The following is a 15,620-nucleotide window of genomic DNA, read 5'->3' on the forward strand; positions in this document are numbered from 1 at the left end:
TTTTATCAGAAAGTACAAGATATTTTAAAAATAATGTTTACGTTAACGAAAGAAACTAAAGTGAAATTAATAATTTATAAGTATCCGAAAGCAGTCCAAGATAAATCCTAATATTGCTATTACCAAAATAGCACGCTGTAAATATTAAATTCCATACTTTTTGCTCAATAAACACCGGATTCCATTAAAAATAAAGCATTGTATCCTAAACCTGTCGATCCCGATTTTGTCTTCTAAAAAATACTTTAAAATATTTTCAGATATCTGTTGTCTATTAGATTTTTATTTCTGATATTTGCAAACTCTTTGTAAAAGGGAGAACTGAGTTTTAATAAGAAAACACGATATAGTCATGTCAAGAATTTGTGATTTAACAGGAAAAGCAGCAATGAAAGGTCATCACGTTTCTCACTCAAACGTGAAAACAATCCGCAAGTTTTATCCTAACCTTCAATTAAAGAAATTTTATATTCCTGAAGAGGATCGTTGGATTACTTTAAAAGTTTCTACTTCAGCGATTAAAACAATTAATAAAATCGGTATTACCGAGGCTATCAACAGATTCATCAAAAAAGGATCTATTTAATTTTAAGACTTTTAACACCGAATAGAAATGGCTAAGAAAGGTAAAGGAAACAGAGTTCAGGTTATCTTAGAATGTACTGAACATAAAGAAAGCGGTATGCCTGGAACTTCCAGATATATCACTACTAAAAATCGTAAAAATACTCCTGAAAGATTAGAGATGAAGAAATTCAACCCTGTCTTGAGAAAAGTAACTTTACACAAAGAAATTAAATAATTAACTGCTACCTGTTAGCAATAAAAAATAATTAACATGGCAAAGAAAGTTGTTGCTACCTTAAAAAAAGGAACCGGGAAAGAATTTTCGAAAGTGATTACAATGGTAAAATCAGCTAAAACTGGTGCTTACTCTTTCAAAGAAAGTATTTCTCATAACGATAACATTAAAGAAACAATTGCAGCGGCACAAAAAGGTGCATTGTAATTGAAGATTACAGATATTAAAGCCGTTCCGACCATCCGGAATGGCTTTTTTTATTTAATTTTGTTTTACTATGGGATTATTTGATTTCTTTAAGAAGAAAGATAAAACGGTTGAAGAACAACAAGCACTGGATAAAGGCCTGGAAAAAACCAAAGACAGTTTTTTCTCTAAAATAGGTAAAGCTGTATTAGGTAAATCTACTGTAGATGACGAGGTTCTTGATAATTTAGAAGAAATTCTTGTTAGTTCCGATGTGGGCGTAAGTACTACGCTTAAAATCATCGAAAGGATTGAGGACAGAGTAGCTAAAGACAAGTATCTCAACGCCTCAGAACTCAACCAAATTCTGAAAGAAGAAATTCAATCTTTATTGGAAGAAAACAACTCTTCTGATTTTGAACAGTTTAATTATAATGGCAAAAAGCCTTATGTCATTATGGTTGTGGGAGTAAATGGTGTAGGAAAAACAACTACCATAGGTAAATTAGCGCACCAGCTTAAAGAAGCAGGAAACAAAGTTGTTCTTGGTGCTGCCGATACATTTAGAGCTGCCGCTGTAGATCAAATTAAACTTTGGGGCGAACGTGTAGATGTTAGAGTTGTATCGCAGGGAATGAATGCCGATCCGGCTTCTGTTGCCTTTGACACTTTGCAATCGGCTGTTGCTAATAACGAAGACATTGCTATTATTGATACCGCAGGGAGATTACATAATAAAGTGGGCCTAATGAACGAATTGACGAAAATCAAAAATGTAATGCAAAAAGTCGTTCCGGGGGCTCCCCACGAAATTTTATTGGTATTAGATGCTTCTACTGGTCAAAATGCAATTGAACAATGCAAACAATTTACGCAGGCAACAGATGTAAATGCTTTGGCTTTAACTAAATTGGATGGTACTGCAAAAGGTGGTGTAGTAATTGGCATATCAGACCAATTTAAAATCCCTGTGAAGTATATTGGCGTAGGAGAAAAGATGACAGACTTACAGCTGTTCAACAAAAAAGATTTCGTTGACAGCCTGTTCAAACAATAATCATGGAAGTTAGAAAAAAGAATAAGGTTGAACCTGCAGTTCAGCCACGTGTGAATGTCGTAACGCTTGGATGTTCTAAAAACACCTATGATTCTGAAATATTGATGGGCCAATTAAAAGGCAATCATATTGATGTGGTACACGAAGCGAATAATGTTCGCGAAAATGATATAGTAGTTATCAATACATGTGGTTTCATTGATAATGCCAAACAGGAGTCTATCGACACTATTCTGCAATACAGCGATCTGAAAGATCAGGGAAAGGTTGGAAAAGTTATTGTTACAGGATGTCTTTCTCAAAGATATACGCCAGAACTTTCTGCCGAAATTAAAAATGTTGATGCCTGGTTTGGAACAAATGACCTCCAAAACCTTTTACAATCTGTAGGAGCAAATTATAAATATGAACTTTTAGGCGAGCGTTTATTAACTACACCTTCGCACTTCGCTTACTTCAAAATTGCCGAAGGCTGTAATCGGCCTTGCTCTTTCTGTGCTATTCCTCTAATGCGAGGTAAACATATATCTTTCCCGATTGAAGAATTGGTGAAAAATGCCAAAAATCTGGCTAAAAATGGCACCAAAGAATTGGTACTTATTGCCCAGGATTTAACCTATTATGGTCTGGATTTATATAACGAAAGAAAATTAGCAGATTTACTGAGAAATCTTTCAGATGTTGATGGTATTGAATGGATCAGACTCCAATACGCTTACCCTTCTGGCTTTCCCATGGAAATTCTGGATGTCATGAACGAAAGAGATAATATCTGTAAATATTTAGATATGCCTTTACAGCATATTTCAGACAATATGCTGAAATCTATGCGCCGGGGTACTACTAAACAAAAGACAATAGATCTTGTAAACCAGATTAGAGACAAAGTACCAAATATCGCTATGCGTACCACGTTGATTTGTGGATATCCGGGAGAAACTGAAAGAGATTTCGAAGAAATGAAAGAATGGGTAGAAGAAACCCGTTTCGACAGACTGGGATGTTTCACCTATTCTCACGAGGAAAAAACACAGGCATTCGATTTGGAAGATGATATTCCTCAGGAAGTGAAAGAACAACGTGTAGAGGAGATCATGGATATTCAGCAAGGTATTTCTTTTGAACTGAATCAAGAAAAAGTAGGAAATACCTACAAAGTACTTATTGATAAAAAAGAGGGCGATTACTTTATTGGAAGAACTGAATTTGACTCTCCTGAGGTTGATAACGAGGTTCTTTTAAACGCCAGTACAGATTACGCTACTGTAGGCTCATTCGTAAATGTAGAAATACAAAGAGCAGAAGATTTCGATCTTTATGGAAGAATTGTAAAATAAACTCACAGTTTGATGAGTTTATTTTCAATTTCTATATTTTCGCTATTTTATGGAAGCACACTATATTGATTATAAAGAGACTCGTTCTTTCTCTTCGGCAGCAATCAGGTACATCGAAAATGATGCATCGTTAAAACCTTTTTATAATCAGCCAGCTACCTTAGATGGTTTTGATAAGCTTCTCTCTACAAAAAAAAATACAGCAAACAGAATTGTTTTAAATAGCGTCTTAAAAGAGCAATATAAAAGTTTGGAGATCTCTCAGGAACTTCAGAAAAATATAGAGCTACTAAAAAATGAAAACTGTTTCACAGTTACTACGGGACACCAACTTAATTTATTTACCGGACCACTATATTTTATTTTCAAAATAGTTTCTGCTATCAATCTGGCCAGGGATTTAAAGATCAGATTTCCAGAATCTGACTTTGTTCCGGTATATTGGATGGCTACAGAAGACCATGACTTTGCAGAGATTAACCATACTTACATTAACTCCAAAAAAGTAGCCTGGGAAACAGAAGTTAACGGAGCTACGGGGCGAATTTCTACAGATAAAATTAAAGCTACTATTGCGGAGTATATCAGTACGCTGGGAATATCAGAGAATGCCACGGATCTTGCACAAATTATAGAGGAGGCGTATAATGAAAATAATCTGGCCAATGCAACTAGACATTTAGTAAATAAACTTTTTGGAAATTATGGATTGGTAATCGTAGATGCAGATGATGCACAGCTAAAAGCTCAATTTTCAAATATTATTGCCGAAGATATTATTTCCGAAAACAGCTATCGAAATATAACTACTACTAATGATGCTCTCGCAAACGCAGGTATAAATCCACAGGTAAATCCACGGGAAATTAACTTTTTCTATTTATTAGACAATTTACGCGAACGAATCCTTTTTGAAGACGGCCGTTATAAAGTATTGCATACAGCTATCTCTTTTTCTGAGCCCGAGCTTCGACAGGAAATAACAAACCATCCGGAAAGATTTAGCCCTAATGTAGTCATGAGACCACTATATCAGGAAGTTATTCTACCAAATCTAGCTTATATTGGTGGTCCTGCAGAATTGATTTATTGGCTACAATTAAAATCTAATTTCGATTATTATAATATAGATTTCCCTATTCTGATCCTAAGAAATTGTGCTTCTATATCCAGCCAGAAGATAGATCAGAAATTGGAACGCTTAGGTTTTTCTTATCGGGATATTTTCAGAGACAAAGAGGATCTTAAAAATGAATGGGTCTTAAAGTCTACAGATCATGATTTAAGTATTGATAATGAATGGAGAGAGATAGATTGTATCTTCGAAAAGTTAAAACTGAGAGCATATAAAGTAGATCCTACCCTTGCTCCAAGTACACAGGCTATAAAAATACGCCTGCAAAAAGCCATGGGTAATTTAGAAAAGAAATTATTAAAGGCAGAAAAGAAAAATCACTCAGAAGCCCTAAACAACATAGAAAATATTAAGGAGATATTATTTCCCAAGGGTACTTTGCAAGAACGTAAAGAGAATTTTGGAATGTTTTACGTGAAATATGGTAAAGATTTTATTCCTGCTCTTCTTAAAAACTTGCATCCTCTGGATTTTAAGTATACAATTCTTTCCTAATGAACGAATATTCTATTATTGAAGAAAGCACCCTACGAAGCTTTACAGAAAGCGTTTTTAAAAGTATGGGCTGCTCAGACGGTCACGCAGCTCTGGCTGCAGATGTATTGTTAAAAGCTGATTTAAGAGGTGTAGATTCTCATGGTGTTGCCCGACTTACAGGTTATGTAAGGTTATGGGAAAAGGGCAGAATAAATTCTAAACCGAATATCAGAATAATACACGAAACACCCTCTACAGCTACGATAGACGGAGATGCCGGGTTGGGACTTGTTGTTGCTCCGTTTGCTATGAAAGTAGCTATAGAAAAAGCAAAAATTGCAGGTTCCGGGTGGATTGCCATAAAAAACTCGAACCATTTTGGTATTGCCGGCTATCATGCATTAATGGCTGTAGAACAAGATATGGTTGGTTTTGCAGTAACCAATGCAAGTCCTCTCGTTGCGCCAACTTTCTCTACAGAAAGAATGTTGGGTACTAATCCCATATGCTATGCATTTCCTGCTGGAAAATACCCTCCGTTTATTACTGATATGGCTACTTCAACCGCAGCCAATGGCAAACTGGAAATAGCACAGAGAAAAGGAATAGACGTTCCTGCGGGCTGGATACAAGATAAAGGTGGAAATACTACAACTAACCCACACGGGTTGAAAGAAGGTGGTTCGTTACTGCCTTTAGGATCAGACAGGGAACATGGCAGCCATAAAGGATTTGGTTTAAGCGCTACAGTAGATATTTTATCGGCAGTGCTGTCTGGCGCAAGTTACGGCCCCTGGGCTCCACCTTTTGTTGCTTTCATGGATCCGCTACCTAATCAACCGGGACAAGGTTTAGGACATTTTTTAGGCGCTATGCGAGTAGATGGTTTTAGACCTGTAGATGAATTCAAATCACACATGGATAATTGGATAGATCGCTTTAAACAAGCTACTCCGATAACTCCTGACCAACCTGTTGTTATTCCCGGAGAACCGGAATATGAAGCGGAAATAGACAGAAGAAAAAACGGAATTCCGTTGATAGACGTAGTCGTAAACGATTTGAATGAGGTTGCAGAGAAGTTTGGTATTGAGAAATTGAAATAACTTGCCAGCACAAGCTCCTTTTAAATAGGAACTTTGGTAATTTTAATAAAAAGGGTAATTTTACTTCTTTTATCAGGAAAAATTCCCTAAATTGTGTTATTAAAAATAAAAAGTTATGGCCACTATAGTTTCTGATAAAAACAAGGCTTATAAAGTTATTGACGAAATACTTTCTGTTAATGATTCTACCAGCATATATTCTTATATCAGCACCAGAACTATAGACAATCGCTATATAAAAATTTTAGATGAGATTGCGAATGTAAACGAGAGTACAATCTCTAATTGGCTAAATATTACTACAAAAACTTTTAGAAATTACAAAAACAAAGAAAGCCACTTAAAGGGCAATACAAAAGAGCATATTGTATCATTATTATCTCTTTATAAACATGGTTTTGATGTTTTTGAATCTCAGGAAAATTTTGAAAAGTGGTTAACGTCTAACAATTATATGTTAGACAATAAAGCTCCTATGGATTTTCTTGATACCATTTCAGGTATAAGATTCATAGACGATAGGTTAACTGCCATGGAATTTGGAGAAAACGTATAAATGCTGGTCTATAATATCAGGAAAGAAAAGTTTACAGAAATTCCTCTAAAAGCATCTGGTATTGCAAACAGATGGAATAAAGTTAATGAATTTGTTATTTATACGGGAAGTTCCAGAGCATTTTCTACCCTAGAACTGGTTGTTCATAGAAATTCAATAAATATAGAATCTTCATATAAAATAGTTGTTATCTGTTTAGATATTAATGAAACCGATATTGACGAATTAGACATTAACCTTTTACCAAAACAATGGCAGTCTATAAAGAACTATTCTTTTTCGCAGGAGTTAGGTTCGAATTGGTATAAAAAAGCTAAAAAATTGATCTTAAAAGTTCCTTCGGCAATTATTCAGAAAGAGAACAATTTTCTGATTAATACTAAACACCCTGATTACGATAAAAAGGTCAGAATATTAGAGATTGATGATTTTATTTGGGATAAGAGATTATTATAATTTAAATTCAGATAACAAAAAAGGAGGTTTTAAACCTCCTTTTTTGTTAATGTATACCTCTAAATAATCGGTTCCATCTTATTTTAGAAAGGAAAGACCCCTGATCATTCCAGCTCATCCATATAAATAAAGCTTTACCAACGATATGATCTTCTGGTACAAAACCCCAGTATCTCGAATCTGCTGAATTATGGCGATTGTCTCCCATCATCCAATAATAATTTTGTTTAAAAGTATAAGAATCGGCTGCTTTATCATTGATATAATATTTGCCATCTTTTATTTCTAATTTATTATTCTCATAAATCCTGATTGCTCTTTCGTAAATAGAGAAATTGTTAGAGTCTAATTTTACTGTCCAACCTTCAGCAGGGATAATAATTGGACCATAGTTATCCTGATTCCAGGCATGTCTGGGATCATGAGGAAAAATTTCATCTCTATATTCTCCTTTTTCGCTATAGATTTCTTTAATGTCCTGTACATTGGAAAATGCTTTCAGTTTTTCAACTTCAGATTTAGGCATCGCAAAAACGTAAACGTCTCTGCTTGGCCTCTGTACCAGATCCAGATCCAGATCAGCCATAGCAATCGGATTAAAATCTACTCCATTGGTTTTCACATAATATTCTGTCTGGCTTCTTTCCGGTAAATCTGCTACTTTACCATTTACAGAAACTACACCGTCATTAATTACCAATGTATCTCCGCCTATAGCCAAACATCTTTTAATATAGTTTTCACGCTTATCAATCGGTCTGTTTAAAGGTTCATCCGCATCCATTGGATAGTTGAATACCACAACATCATTCCGCTTTACTTTCTGTAAACCAGGCAATCTGTGATAAGGCAATTGCCAACCATCCCAATAAGCTTTTGTTCCTGTAATTGGCATAGTATGATGCGCAAACGGGAAAGAAATTGGAGTAATTGGTGTACGGGCACCATAATTCACTTTACTTACAAATAGAAAATCGCCTACCAATAAAGATCTTTCCATAGATCCGGTTGGAATAGTATAAGCTTCTATAAACAGGCCTCTAATAATTGTAGCTGCAATAACGGCAAAAATGATTGCATCTAACCATTCTCTGGTTGCACTCTTTTTCTTTTTAGCTTTTTTTTCTTTATCGCTTTTTTGCCAAAACTTCAAATTCATTCGCTTCTTAATTAAACTTTGAAATCGTACATTTCTTTTACAGAGAAGAATCCTGTTTTACCAGGTAACCACTCAGCTGCCAAAACAGCCCCTAAAGCAAACCCTTGACGTCCGTGGGCAATATGCTTTAATTCTATTCTATCTACGTCCGAATCATAAAGCACAACGTGGGTTCCCGGAACTTCGCCTTCTCTAAAAGAATTTATGGTTAGATTCTCTGGCTTATGTAATGTTACATCATCTGCATTACCAGAATTTACATCTACCCATTGCTTCTTATCCTTAAATTCGTCCAAAATATCTTCTGCTATAGTAATAGCCGTACCGCTGGGAGAATCCAATTTATGAATATGATGAATTTCTTCCATACATACATCATATTGGTCAGAAAAATTATTCATCATTTTAGCTGCCATCTTACTAATCTGGAAGAAAATATTGACTCCAACACTGAAATTAGAGCCATACATTACAGATGTATCTGCAGCAATGCAAGCATCTTTTATTTCCTGCAAGTGGCCGTACCACCCGGTAGTGCCCACAACCAAAGGCACCTTTGCTTCAATACATTTATAAATATTATTTAAAACTGTATGCGGGGTACTAAACTCAATGGCTACATCTGCTTTCTGCAAATTTTCTATTGTCAGCTCATCGACGTTATTTTCATCTATTTTAAGAACAATTTCATGGTTACGGTCCAGAGCAATCCCTTCTATCATTTTGCCCATTTTCCCATAACCCAACAATGCTATTTTCATAATTTTATGCTTAATTTTAACATAGGGACCGGCGCTTGAAAAGCCGCTCCGGCATACGTTGGTGTATAAATTGACGGTTGGATTTTTATTGAAAGATTGTCGCTTACATCAAAAGTTGCCAAACGGGCATCTATATAAGCATCTATCATCTGTAAAGAATGAAAAGCAAAAAAGGCTATAATAGCCAAGTCTCTGTTCCTTCTGTAGAAATCTTTTGTATTATAAATCTGCTCATCTAATGCAAAAGCATATTCAGGATATTCTGTTGTTCCCGCTTTTCTTGCCTGACTTTCTTTGAGAAATATTTTATAATAACGCTGGTTAAATTCATAATATAACCCTACTCCAACATAGCCACCATACACTAAAGGCACTTTCCACCATTTTTTATTTCTGATCTGTCCCCAGCCTGGAATTATTGCAGACCTCAGAACAGCCTTTCTTGGAGATTGTAAACTACTGGTATCTTTAAAAAGCGTATTCCCTCTTTCTTTTATTGCCGGACCGGTATCTTTTCCTTCTCTAATTACTTGTTTGGAAATAGAATCCAGCTCCTGCCCTTTTAGGTTAAGAGCAAGACCAAACAATAAAAGTATAGCGAACACATACCTCATCATTTCTACTACCAATCTAGAAGCTCTAGAATTCTATTTAAATCGTCATCAGACAGGAAAGGGATTTCTATACTTCCTTTTCCATTTGTTCCTACTTTCATCTTAATTTTTGTCGCGAATTTTGATGAAAGATCGTCCTGTATTTTTTGATATTGAAAGGAAATGCCATCAGCTTTTTTCGCGTTATCAGATTTTGATTGTTCATTCTGCTTCAAATTCCTGACCAATTCCTCTACTTTTCTAACTGACAGATCTTTATCTATGATCTCCTGAAAAATAAATAGCTGGTTTGCAGGATCTTCTACATTAATAAGCGCTCTTGCATGTCCCATAGAAATCTGATTGTCTCTGATTGCTGCCTGAATTACTGGTGGCAATTTCAACAATCTCAGGTAATTCGTTATGGTAGATCTGTTTTTAGATACCCTGTCTCCCAGCTCCTCCTGCTTCAGATCACACTCATCAATCATCCTTTGAAAACTCAAAGCAACCTCTATTGCATTTAAATTTTCTCTCTGGATATTTTCGATTAAAGCCATTTCCAACATCTGTTGGTCGTTGGCTGTACGGATATAAGCAGGAATATCATTTATTCCAGCCATTTTCGTAGCCCTTAATCTTCGTTCTCCAGAGATTAACTGATATCTGTTATCTCCAACTTTTCTTACGGTAATTGGCTGAATGAGTCCCTGTAATTTAATAGACTCCGACAATTCCTGCAAAGCTTCCTCGTCAAACTCAAAGCGGGGCTGAAAAGGATTTACTTCAATTTGATTGATTAAAATTTTATTTACAGAACCTACGGAAACTGAGCCAGGATTTGTTTCTGTTACCTGTTGTGAATAAGTGCTGCGTTGCACTTCAGGGGTATCGTTCAACAATGCACCTAAGCCTTTTCCTAGTCCAAATTTTCTGTCTTTGCTCATTACTTATTCTCTGCGTCTTTTATAGAAACCTCGTCACTATGCGACATTCCATTTTTACGTATAATCTCTCGTGCCAAATTCAGGTAATTAATTGCTCCCTTAGAATTGGCATCATGCATAATAACCGAAACACCAAAACTTGGTGCTTCACTTAATCTTGTATTTCTGGCGATAATAGTTTCGAAAACCAAATCTTCAAAGTGAGAACGTACCTCCTCTACTACCTGATTAGATAATCTTAAACGTACATCGTACATGGTTAATAAGATACCCTCTATTTCCAATTCAGGGTTTAGTCTTGTTTGCACAATTTTAATTGTATTCAACAACTTACCCAATCCTTCCAATGCAAAATATTCGCACTGAACGGGGATAATCACCGAATTTGCGCCAGTTAACGCGTTAATAGTAATTAAACCCAGAGAAGGAGAGCAATCTATGATAATGAAATCATAGTCATCTCTAACTTTTTCAAGAACGTTTTTCATTTTGTACTCACGTTCGTGTAAGTTAATCATCTCTATCTCGGCACCTACCAAATCTATATGAGCTGGCAGCAAATCCAGATTTGGAGTATCTGTCTTCTTTATGGCCTCTCTTGGGTCAACGTCGCTAATGATGCACTCATAAATACTTGTTTTAATCGTACGAGGATCAAAACCAATTCCTGAAGTAGAATTAGCCTGAGGATCGGCATCAACAATTAAAGTTTTGTATTCCAAAACAGCTAAACTAGCTGCTAAATTTATAGATGAAGTAGTTTTGCCTACTCCGCCTTTCTGATTGGCAATCGCTATTATTTTACTCATCTAAACACTAAAGCTATATTCTTCGGTTTTATTGTAATCCCAATTATATAATAATTCGTAATTTCGGGCACTTTGGGCCCTATTTACAGATGGGCACAAGATACAAATTTATACAATACCAATTTCAACAGGTTTACACGATTTATACACATAAATGAAGACTTTAATAATATCAGGAACTAACAGACTCAACAGTAATACGTTAAAAGTTTCTAAATATTATCAGAAAATATTAGCCGAAAAACAGTACGAAACGGAAATTATTTCTCTAACGGATCTTCCTGATAATCTTTCCGTAACCGACCTTTATGGCAAACGTAGTGAAGCTTTTTCAGGCATATTAAAAAAGGTAAACGCGGCAGATAAATTCATCTTCGTTATTCCCGAATATAATGGTAGTTTCCCTGGCATTCTCAAACTATTTATTGATGCCTGTGACTTCCCCGATTCTTTCTATGAAAAAAAGGCTGCTTTAGTGGGCTTATCTTCCGGCAAATACGGGAATATAAGAGGTATTGATCATTTCACGGGGGTATGTAATTATATGCATTTGAATGTTATGCCGCTAAAAATCCATCTCACCTATATTAATAAAGATTTAAACGAATTAGGACATTTTATTACAGAAGACAGTATTAAATTCATCAATCAACAGATAGATAAGTTTATTAAATTTTAATTTACAACAGCATATGATAGCTCAAAGAGTTCATAATAGCAATCATCTGTTTTTTGATAATTTTTGGATGGTCTATAACGAAAGTTTTCCAAAAGAAGAAAAGAGAAACTTTTTGCAGCAACAAGAAATCTTTCTTAAACAGGAATATACCCTCAACATCTATATTGAAGAAAATACCTTAAAAGGATTTCTAGCCTATTGGACATTCCCTAATTTTATTTTCGTTGAACATTTAGCTATTGCAAGGGCTGGACAGGGACAGGGTTTAGGAAAATCCATTCTACAGGACTTTATAAAAGTACAACAAATACCTGTTATTCTGGAGATTGAACATCCTTTGGATGAAATTTCAATAAGACGGCTACAGTTTTATCAGAGATTAGGCTTTATAGAAAATGAATATGAGCACTTCCAGCCACCGTTTAATAAAAACGACCAACCACTTAGCCTGCGTATACTAAGTCTTTATGAAAGAATTTCTGAGGATTTATTTAATGAGTTTGCCGAAAAACAAAAACATGTGGTTATGAACCATATTAATTAAAAGAAACCGAGAAATTAATCCATACATTGCCTTCTAAACCGAAGTTGAAATATTTCGGTGTAATCATTTCTGCTAATGCTTCCAGAACATCTACCTTGTCTGTAGCAGATTCTGATTTTAAGAGGTTATTCTTAAGAATAAAAATTTTATTTTCCTTTACCGCTTTTAATTCAGTAAAATTTGGCATTTGTATAAGGCCTGAAACTTTCGGCAAGCTACTTTCTATACTTTCGCCATTTAAAGACAAAATCAGTATATCCGGGTTCATGTCAATTAAACTCTCCCAGCTATTGGCATAAATCAAATTCCCTCCCGCTTTGCTTACAATGTTATTTAGTGGCTCGTCATAAGCAACAACGATCTCATTTAAATCAGAAATAAAGGCTATCTGTGGCTTATCCGGGAAAAATTTCAGCTTATGTACAACAATATCAACTCTTTCTTGTAGCTCTTCTGCTAATGCTTCATTTCGCTCGGATACACCTAAAATTTCCATTTCCTAATAATTTGCGATGCAAAGATAGAATTTATTTAGCTGAAAATTGGCAAACCCAAACCCCGAAGATCGATTATGCATGAAGTAGCATACACCGGTTAGCAGTCCGATAACCGGTGTACTTTTCTAAAGAATCTCGTCTTGATTGATGAACAATTCAAATAATGACTAATAAACTTATTGTCCTATTCCTCCACCGCTTTCACCTTGTTTAAGGTCATCATTTTTAACGCCTCTTTTATTATTCTGGTTCACTTTAAGGTTTCCAAATCTCCAGCTAAAGTTTACGCCTACTGATCTGAATGGTATAGAGAAATTGTTTTTCTGAACAAACCCATCTCCGTTGATTTCAGACTTAAAGTTCTTTCTGTTATTAAAGGGATCTATTACGTTAATTCCTATACTTCCTTTTTTATTGAACAACTCTTTTTTAAGCCCCAGATTCCACATATTGAAAGAAGGATTTTTTCCCTGGAAAGTTCTCCTCGGCGAATTGGTAATTAAGAAAGTCTCGAACGTCAGGCCTTTAGGGAAAGCATAGGTTGCACTTAAAAATGCATTGTACATTAGATAAGTTTTGTCTTCTGCATTAGAAAGATTGGCACTACTTTGTCCCAAACTGATGTCGTAAGTATAGACATTAAAATTCCCCCTTAATGTTAATGGCTTTACAGGATTAACAGATCCGAAGAAATTAAAACCGAAGGAGTTGTTACGTCCAACATTCTCGAATGTGGTTAAAGAAACGCTCTTTCCATCAATATCTATTTGCTTCACCACATTTTCAATAACATCTTCTGTAGTTCTGTAATATACCGCTGCATTAATTACCGTTGTTTTAATAAATCTTGAATATCCTAATTCAAAATTGTCGGATATCTCTGGAGACAGGTATGGATTACCCTCGGATTGATTATAAAAATCGGCTGCATTTCTAAACGGATTCAGGAAGAAAACGCTCGGTCTTTGAATCCGCTTATTATAACTTAGTTTTACAGTCTGGAAGTTTTTGAATGTTCTTGAAACAACCACACTTGGAACAAGGTTTCCATATTCATTTTTAAATGGTTCAAAAGTTCCACTTCCGGCATCATTACCATCAATCTCTGTCCGCTCATATCTTGCACCGGCTTTTATACCGTACTTTTTAGCTAGAGTTAAACCCAGAGTGGCGTAACCAGAATATACATTTTGGTTATAGTCGTAAATGAAATTCCTGTTGGGTACAGGAATTCTATTTTCCCCCGACAAATCGGTACTATCTACTTTAGAATCATTGTCTATATTTCTGATAATCGCTTTTGCCCCCGTTTCTAAAGTAATTCCTTTAAAAGGATGCGTATAATCTAACTGAAAAGTCGACTCTTTATTGATCGCATCACTGGCACCAATTTCTTTTCTGAGTCTTTGGTCGATATAAGAGTTATAATCATTATTCAACTCACTTCGGCTCAGTTGCCATGCAAAGGATATCTCTTGTCCTTCCTTTTTGAATTTATGGGTATAATCATTATTCCAATCATAACCGATAACTTTATTTTTATTATCTGTTATCCTTTTAAAAAGATTTTCAACTCCGCCGAACTGATTGATATTATCATTAAACCCATCAAAACTGAACTGAAACCAATTGAGTTTTAAATTGGAACTGATAGAGTTATATTTATTGAAATCATAATCTGCCCCTAAAGATCCATTAGTGGCTAAACGTTCTGTTGTACTTTCTCCGTTTTGTTTATTAAAATCTCCATTATCATTAATTCTTTCGAAGCTGATAATAGACGTTTGTGGCCAGGAATAATGCCCTCCGGCATTTGCATACAAACCTAATCTTCCCTTTTTCGCATTTAAGTTGATATTCCCGCTATTTTGTCTGGTACCAACTCCTGCATTTACCGAACCGCTTATTCCTTCCAGATTATTTTTCTTGGTAATGATGTTGATAATTCCTGAAGTTCCTTCGGCGTCATACTTTGCGGATGGAGATGTAATTACTTCTACATTCTTGATTTGGTCTGCCGGAATTGCCTTCAAAGCATCAGCAATATTGCCAGCCATTGTCCCCGAAGGTTTTCCATTTATTAAAACTTTGATATTGGAGCTTCCCCTTAAAGAAACATTCCCGTCATAATCTACTGATAGCAAAGGCACCTTTCTAAGTACATCTACCGCTGTTCCGCCAGAAACAGTAACATCCTTCTCTGCATTGTAAACCAGCTTATCAATTTTATTTTCGATAACGTTGGCTTGTCCTTCAACCACAACTTCTTGTAATATTTTGCTGTTAGGAACCAATAAAATAGTTCCTAAATTTAAATCGGGTTTACCGTTGGTGGTGGTTACCGGTTCTATAATTTTAGTATTATAACCAATAAAAGAAATGGTCAGTCTGTATTTTCCCGGCACTACTTTTTCCAGTTTAAAAGTACCCCTATCATCTGCTAAAGAACCATTAATAGATTTCGTTTGCTTTGCTGCTGATAAAGAAACCGCAGCATAGTCTACCGGAGCTTTGGTTAA

General features: G+C 35.4%; 18 protein-coding genes. 11 read left to right on the top strand and 7 right to left on the bottom strand.

What is annotated here, in order from left to right; all coding sequences use genetic code 11:
• Positions 1–352: 352 nt before the first annotated feature.
• The 9 genes from rpmB (at position 353) to ABWO41_RS07515 (ending at position 7,112) form a co-directional block, all read left to right on the top strand.
• Entirely contained in the window at positions 353–586 is a 234-nt protein-coding gene (rpmB, locus tag ABWO41_RS07475; RefSeq protein WP_013631354.1) for a 50S ribosomal protein L28, read from the top strand.
• A 27-nt stretch (positions 587–613) separates the two neighbouring features.
• Positions 614–802: a 50S ribosomal protein L33 gene (rpmG, locus tag ABWO41_RS07480; RefSeq protein ID WP_013631353.1), complete on the top strand. Its 189-nt coding sequence runs from the start codon at positions 614–616 to the stop codon at positions 800–802.
• Between the two features lie 36 nt (positions 803–838).
• On the top strand, positions 839–1,009 hold the full coding sequence (locus ABWO41_RS07485; protein ID WP_353135814.1) for a DUF4295 domain-containing protein: 171 nt from the start codon (positions 839–841) through the stop codon (positions 1,007–1,009).
• A gap of 70 nt (positions 1,010–1,079) precedes the next feature.
• Entirely contained in the window at positions 1,080–2,045 is a 966-nt protein-coding gene (ftsY, locus tag ABWO41_RS07490; RefSeq protein WP_353135817.1) for a signal recognition particle-docking protein FtsY, read from the top strand.
• A gap of 2 nt (positions 2,046–2,047) precedes the next feature.
• On the top strand, positions 2,048–3,382 hold the full coding sequence (gene rimO, locus ABWO41_RS07495) for a 30S ribosomal protein S12 methylthiotransferase RimO (RefSeq protein ID WP_353135820.1): 1,335 nt from the start codon (positions 2,048–2,050) through the stop codon (positions 3,380–3,382).
• Between the two features lie 49 nt (positions 3,383–3,431).
• Complete coding sequence (gene bshC, locus ABWO41_RS07500; protein ID WP_353135823.1) at positions 3,432–5,012, top strand: bacillithiol biosynthesis cysteine-adding enzyme BshC; 1,581 nt, start codon at positions 3,432–3,434, stop codon at positions 5,010–5,012.
• The gene (locus ABWO41_RS07505) at positions 5,012–6,100 is read left to right on the top strand and encodes an Ldh family oxidoreductase (protein WP_353135826.1); all 1,089 of its coding nucleotides are present in this window, start codon (positions 5,012–5,014) and stop codon (positions 6,098–6,100) included. The genes bshC and ABWO41_RS07505 overlap by 1 nt, the downstream gene beginning before the upstream one ends.
• Positions 6,101–6,215: 115 nt before the next feature.
• Positions 6,216–6,656, top strand: a complete 441-nt coding sequence (locus tag ABWO41_RS07510) for an Xre family toxin-antitoxin system antitoxin (protein WP_353135829.1) — start codon at positions 6,216–6,218, stop codon at positions 6,654–6,656.
• Positions 6,657–7,112: an RES family NAD+ phosphorylase gene (locus tag ABWO41_RS07515; protein ID WP_353135832.1), complete on the top strand. Its 456-nt coding sequence runs from the start codon at positions 6,657–6,659 to the stop codon at positions 7,110–7,112. It begins immediately after the preceding gene.
• 46 nt (positions 7,113–7,158) lie between these two features.
• On the opposite strand, the gene lepB is transcribed toward ABWO41_RS07515, so the two are convergent.
• Genes lepB through ABWO41_RS07540 form a run of 5 tightly spaced genes read right to left on the bottom strand, consistent with a single transcriptional unit; the run spans position 7,159 to position 11,381 of the window.
• Positions 7,159–8,271, bottom strand: coding sequence for a signal peptidase I (lepB, locus tag ABWO41_RS07520; RefSeq protein ID WP_353135835.1), 1,113 nt, complete (start codon positions 8,269–8,271; stop codon positions 7,159–7,161).
• Positions 8,272–8,282: 11 nt separating this feature from the next.
• Entirely contained in the window at positions 8,283–9,032 is a 750-nt protein-coding gene (gene dapB, locus ABWO41_RS07525; RefSeq protein ID WP_353135838.1) for a 4-hydroxy-tetrahydrodipicolinate reductase, read from the bottom strand.
• On the bottom strand, positions 9,029–9,649 hold the full coding sequence (locus ABWO41_RS07530) for a DUF5683 domain-containing protein (RefSeq protein ID WP_353135841.1): 621 nt from the start codon (positions 9,647–9,649) through the stop codon (positions 9,029–9,031). Before ABWO41_RS07530 ends, dapB begins: the two co-directional genes overlap by 4 nt.
• A 5-nt stretch (positions 9,650–9,654) precedes the next feature.
• Positions 9,655–10,572, bottom strand: a complete 918-nt coding sequence (locus ABWO41_RS07535; RefSeq protein WP_353135844.1) for a ParB/RepB/Spo0J family partition protein — start codon at positions 10,570–10,572, stop codon at positions 9,655–9,657.
• Positions 10,572–11,381: a ParA family protein gene (locus ABWO41_RS07540; RefSeq protein WP_353135847.1), complete on the bottom strand. Its 810-nt coding sequence runs from the start codon at positions 11,379–11,381 to the stop codon at positions 10,572–10,574. Before ABWO41_RS07540 ends, ABWO41_RS07535 begins: the two co-directional genes overlap by 1 nt.
• Positions 11,382–11,535: 154 nt before the next feature.
• On the opposite strand from ABWO41_RS07540, the gene ABWO41_RS07545 reads away from it, so the two are divergent.
• Both ABWO41_RS07545 and ABWO41_RS07550 read left to right on the top strand, forming a co-directional pair.
• Positions 11,536–12,060, top strand: coding sequence for an NADPH-dependent FMN reductase (locus ABWO41_RS07545; RefSeq protein ID WP_353135850.1), 525 nt, complete (start codon positions 11,536–11,538; stop codon positions 12,058–12,060).
• Between the two features lie 13 nt (positions 12,061–12,073).
• Positions 12,074–12,604, top strand: coding sequence for a GNAT family N-acetyltransferase (locus ABWO41_RS07550; protein WP_353135853.1), 531 nt, complete (start codon positions 12,074–12,076; stop codon positions 12,602–12,604).
• On the opposite strand, the gene ABWO41_RS07555 is transcribed toward ABWO41_RS07550, so the two are convergent.
• Both ABWO41_RS07555 and ABWO41_RS07560 read right to left on the bottom strand, forming a co-directional pair.
• Positions 12,597–13,100, bottom strand: a complete 504-nt coding sequence (locus ABWO41_RS07555; RefSeq protein ID WP_353135856.1) for an ABC transporter substrate-binding protein — start codon at positions 13,098–13,100, stop codon at positions 12,597–12,599. The two genes, ABWO41_RS07550 and ABWO41_RS07555, sit on opposite strands and share 8 nt — an antisense overlap.
• A gap of 177 nt (positions 13,101–13,277) precedes the next feature.
• Positions 13,278–15,620: TonB-dependent receptor (locus ABWO41_RS07560; protein ID WP_353135859.1), on the bottom strand; the 2,343-nt coding region annotated here is incomplete at its 5' end.

The sequence above is a fragment of the Pseudopedobacter sp. genome, assembly GCF_040392825.1.
Taxonomy (GTDB): Bacteria; Bacteroidota; Bacteroidia; order Sphingobacteriales; family Sphingobacteriaceae; genus Pseudopedobacter.